9 protein-coding genes are annotated in these 10,858 nt (G+C 63.9%); 3 read left to right on the forward strand and 6 right to left on the reverse strand.

What is annotated here, in order from left to right; all coding sequences use genetic code 11:
- The first annotated feature begins 92 nt into the window (after positions 1-92).
- Complete coding sequence (locus PMI15_RS10040) at positions 93-1,229, forward strand: PilT/PilU family type 4a pilus ATPase (protein WP_007867660.1); 1,137 nt, start codon at positions 93-95, stop codon at positions 1,227-1,229.
- Between the two features lie 78 nt (positions 1,230-1,307).
- Positions 1,308-2,222, forward strand: coding sequence for an NAD(P)-dependent oxidoreductase (locus PMI15_RS10045; protein ID WP_007867665.1), 915 nt, complete (start codon positions 1,308-1,310; stop codon positions 2,220-2,222).
- 61 nt (positions 2,223-2,283) lie between these two features.
- Here PMI15_RS10045 and PMI15_RS10050 read toward each other — a convergent pair whose 3' ends face one another.
- The 5 genes from PMI15_RS10050 to PMI15_RS10070 all read right to left on the reverse strand — a co-directional run bounded on the left by PMI15_RS10050 (position 2,284) and on the right by PMI15_RS10070 (position 9,574).
- On the reverse strand, positions 2,284-2,946 hold the full coding sequence (locus PMI15_RS10050) for a BON domain-containing protein (RefSeq protein WP_007867669.1): 663 nt from the start codon (positions 2,944-2,946) through the stop codon (positions 2,284-2,286).
- Positions 2,943-3,542 (reverse strand): phosphoheptose isomerase, encoded by a 600-nt coding sequence (locus PMI15_RS10055; RefSeq protein ID WP_007867672.1) that lies wholly within the window; start codon positions 3,540-3,542, stop codon positions 2,943-2,945. Before PMI15_RS10055 ends, PMI15_RS10050 begins: the two co-directional genes overlap by 4 nt.
- A gap of 186 nt (positions 3,543-3,728) precedes the next feature.
- Positions 3,729-4,946 (reverse strand): hypothetical protein, encoded by a 1,218-nt coding sequence (locus PMI15_RS10060; RefSeq protein ID WP_157214589.1) that lies wholly within the window; start codon positions 4,944-4,946, stop codon positions 3,729-3,731.
- A gap of 71 nt (positions 4,947-5,017) precedes the next feature.
- On the reverse strand, positions 5,018-6,559 hold the full coding sequence (locus PMI15_RS10065) for a hypothetical protein (protein ID WP_007867679.1): 1,542 nt from the start codon (positions 6,557-6,559) through the stop codon (positions 5,018-5,020).
- Positions 6,560-6,598: 39 nt separating this feature from the next.
- On the reverse strand, positions 6,599-9,574 hold the full coding sequence (locus tag PMI15_RS10070; protein ID WP_007867680.1) for a hypothetical protein: 2,976 nt from the start codon (positions 9,572-9,574) through the stop codon (positions 6,599-6,601).
- Positions 9,575-10,307: 733 nt separating this feature from the next.
- On the opposite strand from PMI15_RS10070, the gene PMI15_RS10075 reads away from it, so the two are divergent.
- The gene (locus PMI15_RS10075; RefSeq protein ID WP_007867683.1) at positions 10,308-10,616 is read left to right on the forward strand and encodes a hypothetical protein; all 309 of its coding nucleotides are present in this window, start codon (positions 10,308-10,310) and stop codon (positions 10,614-10,616) included.
- Between the two features lie 32 nt (positions 10,617-10,648).
- Here PMI15_RS10075 and PMI15_RS10080 read toward each other — a convergent pair.
- Positions 10,649-10,858 (reverse strand): YraN family protein (locus tag PMI15_RS10080; RefSeq protein ID WP_007867686.1); only part of this gene is annotated, 210 nt, incomplete at its 5' end.

Consider the following 10,858-nt stretch of genomic DNA (forward strand, 5'->3'; position numbering starts at 1 on the left):
CTTTGCCGGGCCGCAGGCGCAGCGGCCCCCTCGGGGGGCAGCACAGTACGCGAAGCGACAAGCGTGGGGGCATCATTTTTTAGGAGTCGTTCATGGAACGCGACCAGGCCAGTAAATTCATCAACGATTTGCTCAAACTCATGGTCAGCCGCAACGGCAGCGACCTGTTCATCACGGGTGACTTTCCGCCGGCCATGAAGGTGGACGGCAAGGTGACCAAGGTGTCGCCCCAGCCGCTGAACGCCAACCACACGCTGGCGCTGGCGCGTTCCATCATGAACGACAAGCAGGCGGCGGAGTTTGAGCGCACCAAGGAATGCAACTTCGCGATCTCGCCGCCCGGCGTGGGGCGTTTTCGCGTGAACGCCTTCATCCAGCAGGGCAAGGTCGGCATGGTCATGCGGACGATTCCGGCGACGCTGCCCACCATCGACGGGCTGGGCGTGCCCCAGGTGCTCAAGGATGTGGTAATGAGCAAGCGCGGCCTGACCATCCTGGTCGGCGCCACCGGTTCGGGCAAGTCCACCACGCTGGCCGCCATGGTGGACTGGCGCAACGAGCAGTCCTACGGCCACATCATCACGATTGAAGACCCGGTGGAGTTTGTCCACGCGCACAAGAACTGCGTGATCACGCAGCGCGAAGTGGGCCTGGACACCGACAGCTGGGAAGCGGCCCTGAAAAACACGCTGCGCCAGGCGCCCGACGTGATCCTGATGGGTGAGATCCGCGACCGCGAAACCATGGAGCACGCCATCGCTTTCGCCGAAACCGGCCACTTGTGCCTGGCCACGCTGCACGCCAACAGCGCCAACCAGGCGCTGGACCGCGTGATCAACTTCTTCCCCGAAGAACGCCGCACCCAGCTGCTGATGGACCTGTCGCTCAACCTCAAGGCCATGATCTCGCAGCGCCTGGTGCCCAAGCAGGACGGCAAAGGCCGCTTCGCCGCGGTCGAAGTCATGCTCAACTCGCCGCTGATCTCCGACCTGATCTTCAAGGGTGAGGTCTCCGAGATCAAGGAGATCATGAAAAAGAGCCGCAACCTGGGCATGCAGACCTTCGACCAGGCCCTGTACGACGCCTTTGAAAGCCATTTCATCACCTACGAAGACGCCCTGCGCAACGCCGACTCGGTGAACGACCTGCGCCTGCAGATCAAGCTCAATTCGCAGCGCGCCAAGTCGACCGACCTGTCGGCCGGCACCGAAAACTTCGCCATCGTTTAAGGCGCCAGGCGCCGGCTTCGCGCCGGCGCGGCCCCCTTCCGCTTCTTCCTCACGCATCCCGTTCCTGAATCCATTCCCATGTCCAGCACCACCCCCAAAACCTACGAGCCCTCTTCCCCCCGCCAGGTCGCCTTCCTGGGCCTGGGCGTCATGGGCTACCCCATGGCCGGCCACCTGGCGCTGGCCGGCCACAGCGTCACGGTCTACAACCGCAGCGCGGCCAAGGCCGCCGCCTGGGTCGCCGAATTCACCTCGACGAGCAAGCCGGCCCAGGCCGCCCTGCCGCGCCTGGCCGTCGCCGGCGCCGACATCGTGTTTTGCTGCGTCGGCAATGACGACGACCTGCGCGCCGTCACGCTGGGCGCGGACGGCGCCTTTGCCGGCATGAAGCCGGGCGCCATTTTTGTCGACCACACCACGGCCTCGGCCGATGTCGCGCGTGAACTCTACGCGGCGGCGGCCAGGCTGGGCCTGCAGTTCATCGACGCCCCGGTATCGGGCGGCCAGGCCGGCGCGCAAAACGGCGCGCTCACCGTGATGTGCGGCGGCGACGCCGCGGCCTTCGACGCCGTCAAACCCGCCGGCATGGCGTTTTCCAAGGCCTTTACGCTGATGGGTGCCAGCGGCGCGGGCCAGCTCACCAAGATGGTCAACCAGATCTGCATCGCCGGCCTGGTGCAGGGCTTGAGCGAAGCGGTGGCCTTCGGCCAGAAAGCCGGGCTGGACGTGAACCAGGTGCTGGAGGTGATAGGCAAGGGCGCGGCGCAAAGCTGGCAGCTCGACAACCGCGGCAAGACCATGGTGGCCGACAAGTTCGATTTCGGTTTCGCCGTCGACTGGATGCGCAAAGACCTGGGCCTGGTACTGGACGAGGCCAAGCGCAACGGGGCCCGGCTGCCGGTCACCGCCCTGGTGGACCAGTTCTACGCGGACGTGCAGGCCATGGGCGGCCGGCGCTGGGACACTTCGAGCCTGATCAAGCGCCTTAAATAAGTCCGGGCAAAAAAAAGCGGCCGCACCGGCTTGCCCGGTGCGGCCGCTTTGCCTCAGGGCTTCAGCTGCCCGCGGGCTTGGCGCCTTGGGCCGGCTGCGCGGCGGGCTTGGACGGCAGCATGCGCGCCAACTCTTCTTCGCTGATGATCTCGAAAATGCGGATGACCTTCTGCACGCCGGGCGTGGAGCGCACCACCTCGGTGGCGCGGTCGGCCTCGCGCTGCGTGACACGGCCCATCAGGTAGGTCGTGCCGCGCTCCGTGATCACCTTGAAAGCGTTGGAGGACAGGTCGCGCGCATCGAGCAGCATGGCCTTGACGCGGCCGGTGACCAGGGCGTCGGAAGAGCGCTGCGTCAGGGTCGAGTTGCCCATGATGGACAGTTCGTTGACCACGGAGCTCACGTTTTCCACGCGTGCGACGATCTGCTCGACCAGCTGTTTGTCCTGCGCATTCGGCACCTCGCCGGTGAGCAGCACCTGCCGGTTGTAGCTGGTCAGATTGACGTGCACACGCTCGCCGACATTGCTGCGGATGCGGCTGGTCGCGCGCAGCTCTATGCCCTCGTCCTCGAGTTGCGCGCCGGAGGTGCGGCGGTCGGTCGCCACCAGCGCGCCGCCCGCGACGCCGCCCACCACCAGCGGGAAGCAGGCCGTCAGGCTGCCGCCCACCAAGGTGGCCGTGACGAGGGTCAAAGTCAGCCGTTTAAACGAAACACATTTCATACAGAGGTCTCCTGGTCGCCAAGTAACTGGGTGTCCACGCCATCGCAAATGCAATGCAGGACAAGAAGGTGCACTTCCTGGATACGCGCGGTCCGCTCATGCGGCACGCAGATATGCACATCGGTTTCACGCAGGGCGTGGGTGATCTTGCCGCCGCCCCGGCCCGTCAGGGCCACCACGGTCATCTCGCGCTCGTGGGCGGCCTCAATGGCGGCCAGCACATTGGCCGAGTTGCCGCTGGTGCTGATGGCCAGCAGCACATCGCCGGCGACGCCCAGCGCGCGGACCTGCTTGGAGAAGATCACCGAAAAATCGTAGTCGTTGGCAATCGCGGTGAGGATGGAACTGTCCGTCGTCAGTGCGATCGCGCCCAGTTCGGGCCTTTCGCGCTCATAGCGGCCGACGAACTCGGCGGCGAAATGCTGGGCGTCGGCGGCCGATCCGCCGTTGCCGCAGGCCAGCACCTTGCCGCCGCTGGTGACGCTGGCCAATATGGCCTGCACCGCCGCCGCGACCGGCTTGGAAAGCACCTGGGCGGCCTGGTACTTGAGGTCGGCGCTGTCGATAAACTGCTGTTCAATGCGTTGTTCAAGCATGGCGTCAATGATAGCGGGTCAGGATTGCTCCTGATCGTGACGGCCGAATGGCAAGCCGTCAATCCAACGGCACGCCCTATGCAAATCAAGAACTTACAGAGGCGAAAACCGCTTTTGTACCCGGGATTGGCCCGCTTTTCCAGGGTGAATTGTTAAAGCGGGTGACAGCAGGCAGAGGCCGTTTTTTTACGGCGCCGGAAGCGTCAGCGAATGCATCAGCCCGTCGGCGACCACGTTGAAGTCGGCGATGGGGCGGTTGATCTCCCGGGTAATCACCTGAAGTCCGGCGCGCTCCAGCAATCTGACATCAGCCATCGGGATGTTGACGCCTTCAGGGGCAAACGCCCAGCGGATCGGGCGGTGGTTCGGGTCCGGCGGCACGACAAAAAACAGGTCCGTGCCGCCGCCTTTGTGCTCGATGGACACGACGGGTAAGGCCGATGCCTGCTTCTTGCTGAAAAAACTGCCTTCACGCAGCTCGTCTTTCCAGCTTTGCATCAACGCAGAAAGGTCTTCCTCAACCTTGACCTGCGCGGTCGCGAAGACATCGGCACGGCGATAGGGAGCACCACCGCGCGCCTCCTCGACGATCAGCAGGGCTTCGTCCCAGGTCTCCTGGCTGTCCAGGCGGACCTTGCCCGGCGGTACCTCCAGAAGCGACCAGACCACGTCCTGGCCATTGATGCGCGCGGCACGGTTGAGTTCAAGCACGCGGACTTCGGCCATCTCCCTGAGCACACTTTTCATGTCCAGCCAGTGCCTCCACTTGCGCACATAGGCCTCGCCCAGCAGTCCCTTGATCTTGCTGCGATAGCCCTGCACCGACTTCGCAGCCTGCGCCAATACGTCCTGGCCCTGGCCACCCGCATTTTTCAGCCTGTTCATCGCCGCGGCAATGCCGGCTTCGTGTTTTGCCAGGTACTCAAAAATCGGCGCCCAGGCCTCGTCAAAATCCGGCCCGATGACACTGCCCAGTTTCCGGAATGCGGGCAACAGATCCAGCTGGCGCGCCTCGCGCAAGTCCTTGTCGACCTGGTGCAAATTGCGATTGAAACGGCTCTGCATATGCGCCACGTCAACCTCGCGCAGAACGTCCAGGCGGTCCTGGAACACCTTGCGGGGACGCACCTGCGGCAGTTTCACCCCCTTCGGGCCCAGGGTCTGATAAGCCAGGCAGCGCGTCTCCACGTCGCGAAAGATGGGCTCCAGGTAGTCACCGCTCAAACCTTCAAGCTTTCCGTCCAACCTGAGCGCGGCCTCTAGATAGGCCAGAAAACTGCCTTCGGACGCATGACGGCGAAGCCGGACGGCGGCCTTGATGTAGAAGTCGGCCGCACGGGCCACTTCGGGCGACAACCCCATCAGCGGCGTGAAGATGGAGCGCCAACTGCGGCCCAGCACCACGGAGAACCCGAAAGGCAGCTGGAATGCCGCGGCCGTGGCCTTTCGCACCTGCTGCTCTCCGCCGCCCGTACTCATGGCGATGCCGCGCCTTTACCTTTGAGCAATTTGGCATTGCCCTTGAGTCCCACCACGTCGATGGCCGTCATCGCGACGTTGAAGACCGACCAGGCATAGCCCGGTCCCGCGGCCAAGCTTTTGCCTGGGTCGACATGCGTCCAGGACGCGGCCCGCTCGCGCCACTTTTTGTATTCTTCCTCGGCCGTCGACGCCACACCCAGGAGCGTGGAAACAATCGCGATGGTCGCAGCCACAGGCGGCACTTCGCCCGAGCCCAGCGCCATGGCCATCAGCTCACCGGTCCCGGCCGCCATCGAGGCCTTTTGCAGAAGGGACGGCTCGCCCTCCTCGGCCAATCGGCCTTCGGCAGCGGCATAGGCCAGGGTCCCGGGTTCAATGGCCACGTCCTCCAGGTAGCCGTGCACCAGAAACGGGTAGGCCCAGACCTTGTCCGGGCTTTCCTGCAACTCAGCGCCGACCTCGCGCGAGGCATCGATCACTTTTTCCAGCTGCAGCCAGATTTCGCGGCGCGGAAACAGGTAGCGGAAAAAATCCACCGCGTTTTGCGCCGCCGACCGGTGCGGCTGATCGAGCTGCAGGTTCATCGCCATGGCCGGCAGGTCGGTGGCGTGCAGCCTGAACATGATGGGCATTTCCAGGCCGATCCGGGCCAGCTCGACGGCGAACGCCGCAAGCTGCTCATTGCGCACCTGCCGGGCGGCCAGCGATGCGGCTTCGGCGTCTTTGAACGCGCCGGGGTTGTGATAACTCGTCGTCGCGGTCAGCGCCACGGCCAGGCCCTTGCGGTTCGCATCCTGGGTGATCTTCTCAAGCCGGGCTTTCCGCTCGGCGATATCGAGCAGGGTCTGAAAAAGCCGCTCAAGCCGGCCGGCTTTGAGCGGATAAGGGTCGGCGAGCCCCGGCAGGCCCCGAAAAGCCGCCTCCTGCTTGCCGGGATCAGCGCTGTCGCCCAACTCAAACAGCAGCGAAGCCTCCCGCAGCACCTCCACACTCGACCGCGCAAGGCGGACGCGCGCGAACAGTGCGATGTCGGTAGCCATCACCGCCTGTATCTGCGCGATGCGCTGCTTGGTCTGCCCGCGCTCCTGCGCCCAGAGATTGAACAGCTTGCGGCGCGGCGATTCCGGATGCAGCACCATCGGAGGGTCACCGCGCAGGCCGAACTCTTTGATTGGCCAGGGCGCGACACCGACGATGGCGTCATGGATCGCCTCGAAAGCCGCACGGCCGTAGATTGAAAAAACCATTTCACAACAGGCCTTGAACTCCATGGCCAGATCTTTGGAGGCCACGTCAAAAGACAGCTTGATCAGCGAGCCATAAGGTTTTCCCGTTTCAGGTACGGCCTCATGCACATCCAGCAGCAGGTCCTGCGGCCTCAAAGGCTCACCCGCCGGCATCGGGTGCTCGGCTTCCGCCTTCAGCAAGTCAAGCACAGCGGCGCTGCCATAGCTGCCGCGGGTTTCAGGGACCCGCTCGGGAATGGTCAGCACGAAGTGCCGGCCTGGCGCCATCTCCCCGGGTTCGGTCAGCATTTGCGATCTCCGCCTTTGCCTCGATGGCCAAAAACGGGCTCAAGCATAACGGCCGAGGAAAACCGGCAGGGTCACGGTGGGCGTATCGATGGCCACCAGGGTGGTCGGCAGCGAAATTTCGATGGGCGCACCGACAACAATGCCCCCAACCTCAAACAAGGCATCGTCGACCGCGGCGGCGACCGGCCGGTCCAGCTCAAAAGTGAAAGGGTTGACGATGGCCTTGATCACATAGATCTTGCCGCCTATGCGCACTTCACGCTGCAGGTCCGCGGGTTCGCTGAAATTACTTCCCCGCACAGTCGCCCGCCGCGCGCCGGCCGCGACGGTGACACGGCCCGGCGACAGCGCAAAGCCGTCACGCGCGGCGCGCGCCAGGTCTTCGGCGATGGGCTGCTGGCGTGAAAACCACGGCACCATCCGGCTCGGATCATTGAGGAACTGCCCGTTGAGATACAAGTCCACCAGCGGCTCCATGCCGGGCAGGCAAGGCAGCTGCACACGCGCGGCCCCAGCCCCCAGGAAGCGCGCGAACTGTGGGTCGGCGTTATAGGCGGTGGCCAGCGCTCCCCATTGCTCGCCGCGGCCATAAAAATAGGCTTCGAAGCGATAAGCCAGGTTCGCCCAGTCGAACACACGTTCGAAAAAATCAATCATGGCGCTGTAGGCGGGCAGGGCCTGGCGATTGATGGCCGGCAGGCTGCCGTCGCCGGAAGCCGCCAGCACATTGCCCGCCAGGCTCGGCAGCTGCAGGCCCATCAGCATGTCGATGATCGCTCGCTTCAATTCATTGCGCTCCACTTCCCGGTAAAAGGAATCTGGACGGACCATGTCGACGCGTGCGTTGTCGAGCTGGGCGCGCTGCAGGGCTGCCGCATGCTCGGCCTGCCGGGCGCGGTAGGCATCCATGAAGACGGCATAGCTCTTTTCCGCCCACTCACGCTCTTTGGCGGCCGTGCGCACGCAGTCCAGGCGAATGGAAAACATCGCCGCCTCCAGCGTGGTGGTGACCCCGATGGAGACTTCGCCTTCAAGATGCACCCTTCCCTGGCCCTGCTCCTGGAGCGCCTGGTTCAGGCCGTAGACGAACCCGCCCGCGCCATTGTTCGCGCCCGCCACCGGCACCATCAGCGTGAAGCGGCGCCCACCCATCAGCAAAGTGACATAGCCGTTTTCATGCACGAAAGAGTTGGTCTCATGCAAAGCCAGCTCTGGCTGCTTGAGGCGGGCCTTTTGCCAGGTCTTGAACGCGATCTCACCGTCTTCCGCGGCGTAGCCGGCCGGGATCTTGATGCCCGCTTCCGGTACGGCGGATTTTGAGTTGAGAGACTCCCACCAGTCGGTGTCCGTGCCGCCGATGTTGGCGCGAAATTTATGCGCCAGCGCCTTTTCGTCGGGCTTGTCATCCGGCGTGAGCGATGCCATGCCATGGGCCTGCTCCGTCAGCCTGGGCGGAAGCTCCAGCTGCACGCCCCATTGGCCCGCCAGCGTGACGATGTCGTGCCAGCGCACGGGCTCGTCAAGCCGCTCCGGCACGCCGCGCACCGTACGGCTCAACGCAAAGTCACCCAAATCGATTTCTCTGGGGGCCGCGCCCTGCCCCTCGCCCGGCAGCAGGGGCGGCAGGGGAGCCGGCCCTGCGGCCCTGGACGCACGCAGGCCCTCCAGGCTGGCCCAGAAGGCCGCGGGCTCCGGGATGATGAATTCATAAAACTGGCGCCGGCCGTAGTTGATCAGGTGCAACTGGTATTTCTTTTCAATCCACCGGTACACGCCGACGATGTGCCCGTCGCCCTGGACATTGTTGAAGCCGTGCGTGGTCGTGTCGCGGATTTCCGAGGTGGTGATCGACTCGCGCACGGTACGGACCCGGTCGGTGATTTTTTCCTGCACCCGCGACACAATCTCGCCGACATGCTGCTGGGCGGCGGCTTCACGCGTTTCGGTACTGCGGTTGTAGCTGGCCGAGGCGCCCGCTGTGATCACGTACTGCCCGGTCCCCGTCGTTCCGCTGACCATGGCATTGAGGCCGCCCTGCAAGGTCAGGCTGTCCTGCTTTTGCGCCGACCACTCGCGCTTGAACTCGTCACGCGTCGTCGACTGCAGGTCGCGCTCGGTGACCGATTCCTGGATCTCTTCGCTGAGCAGCCGGACCTCGTCGCGCTTCAAATTGCGGAACGAACGCTGGTAATTTTCGCTTTTCAGCACGTTCTCAACATGAGCGACTTCACCCATGGCATACGAGAGCAGGTGCTGCTTGACTACCACCAGGTCACCCACATACTGGTGTACCGGCCGTATCGGCTCGGACGGCGTCGTGGATTTAGGCTCGCCCTTGAGCAGCTCCAGGTCGCGCTTGCGCAGGTTGCCGAACATGGAAGGCTTGGGCGGCGCCGCTTCAATCGGGAACACCAGGATGCCCTGCAGGATGGCGGGTTCCCAGGCCAGCAGGCGGTCAGGATTGCGCCGCGAAGTCAGCAGCCGCTCAATCGACTCCATCGCGCAAATCGTCGTGGCCGTGCCTTCGCGGTCTACGGTGGCATCGTTGCACAGCACGGCGGCCAGCAGCACGTCGGCCAGTGCGGCGCGCTGGGCTGCCATCTGAAGCAAAGCCTCGGTCAGAACGCCCGATTCTTCGCCCAGCCATTTGTCCAGGGTGCTGCCGAGCGCGGCGCCGTGCGTGACGAACTCGCTGAGCACATAGTCGAGGGCGCGGCCCTCGCTGTGGATTTCGGCAAACTTTCGCAGCGCCTTGACGTGGGGCGCAAACGCGATGGCAAACGGCGAACGCCCGCCCTTCCAGGTCCCCAGGGCTGCCTCCACCTTGATGCGCGCCCTCAGCGGCGTGCGCCAGTCGCCCTGGTGGATCAGGGCCTTGACGTCATTGAGATACGCCAGGGTCTCATTCGTCGCGCTTCGGCCATAAGCCGGCACGACGCGGGGATGGGGTGAGTTGTCGTCCAGCTTGTCCGGTGTACGCAAAACGTAGAAGCTGCTCAGTTCATCAACGATCATGTCGCCCCCTTGGATGGGTGTCACTGAAATGGCATGGACCCCGGCTTGCGACGCTGGCGATTGGCCGCCATTGACTCACGGAGGGAACCCTTTGCGACCCTGCGGGCACCTCGCCTGCCGCAAAGCCACGACAGGCTATCACTGGCAACGGTGACGCCGAAAGGGAATAAAGACCCGAAAACGTCGCAGCCAAGGGCTGCGACCCAACCCGCGGCAACTTGGGAAAGCACCTTGTTTGCCACTAAATTAATAGCAAGTTTCCTGCGTGCCTATTGGACCGGATGCCAATTTGACTCATAAAGCCAACTGACAATCCTGCCGCTGGTGCCTCTGCCTGTTCTTTTTAAGCAAAACAAACCTTACGTTTTCTTTCAGTCAAAAGCGGCTGGATGAATGGCTCATGACGCTCCAAGAGCGTCGAACGCCGCAGGCAACCATTCGGTGGTGCCGCCGGCCTCAGCGCCCAGCGCGCCGTTGGTCGGCACCACGTCACACCAGCACGGCGGCAGGCTCGCGATGACCGGCCCGCCCCGCCAAACTTTATAGAATCGAGGGCTTTGCGAAAAAGCAGCCGCTCCCGGGCGAGCCTCTCGCAAAAGGCGGCACAAAAGCGGAACTAGTTCCAGGAACTATGTCCCGGTTCACTCCAAAAATGAGTCGCGCGGCGGCCGCTTGCGGAAAATTTGCGCCATCATCGACACATGCGGTTACTTAACAAGCCAGTCCCACGCACATGAGCAGTCCCGTCTTTGATCCCGAGGTCGTCAGCAAGGTGACCGCCGCCTTTATGCAGGCGACGGCCGCGAGATGGTCGTTCCCGAGCGTGGAACTCCAGGACCGCGACACCTTCATGCTGATACGCGTGGACGTTGCGCCCTCGGACCAGCGCGACATCGACCTGCCCGTGCGGCAATCCATCGCGCTCGCGCTCAACCAGGCCATCCCCGTGCATTTCACGCAGAAGTTCGGCCACTGGATCGTCACCTTCCTGCGCGACAACAAGATGGTCGAAACCGTGCATCCGAGCGAATTCCAGACCTGACGAAGCACGCGCCCTCGTACCGGCGGCAGGGTTCACGAAGCGTCGAATGCGGCGGGCAGCCATTCAATGGCGGCGCCCGCCTTTTCACCGAGTGCGCCCTGCACCAGCACCACGTCAAAACGGCAGGGCGGCGGGCTCGCGAAACGCATCAGGTAGTGGCGCGCCGCCAGCACGATGCGCTGCTGCTTGGCGCTGCTGATGCTGGCCGCCGCGCCGCCGCCGGAGCGCCCAAACCCCTCAAG

It is taken from the genome of Polaromonas sp. CF318 (genome assembly GCF_000282655.1).
GTDB lineage: Bacteria > Pseudomonadota > Gammaproteobacteria > Burkholderiales > Burkholderiaceae_C > Polaromonas.

What these genes read in the sequence shown, in the direction of transcription:
- PMI15_RS10045 (WP_007867665.1), top strand. Translation starts at nt 1,308, where the DNA reads ATGTCCAGCACCACCCCCAAAACCTACGAGCCCTCTTCCCCCCGCCAG.
- PMI15_RS10050 (WP_007867669.1), bottom strand. Translation starts at nt 2,946, where the DNA reads ATGAAATGTGTTTCGTTTAAACGGCTGACTTTGACCCTCGTCACGGCC.
- PMI15_RS10070 (WP_007867680.1), bottom strand. Translation starts at nt 9,574, where the DNA reads ATGATCGTTGATGAACTGAGCAGCTTCTACGTTTTGCGTACACCGGAC.
- PMI15_RS10040 (WP_007867660.1), top strand. Translation starts at nt 93, where the DNA reads ATGGAACGCGACCAGGCCAGTAAATTCATCAACGATTTGCTCAAACTC.
- PMI15_RS10075 (WP_007867683.1), top strand. Translation starts at nt 10,308, where the DNA reads ATGAGCAGTCCCGTCTTTGATCCCGAGGTCGTCAGCAAGGTGACCGCC.
- PMI15_RS10055 (WP_007867672.1), bottom strand. Translation starts at nt 3,542, where the DNA reads ATGCTTGAACAACGCATTGAACAGCAGTTTATCGACAGCGCCGACCTC.
- PMI15_RS10065 (WP_007867679.1), bottom strand. Translation starts at nt 6,559, where the DNA reads ATGCTGACCGAACCCGGGGAGATGGCGCCAGGCCGGCACTTCGTGCTG.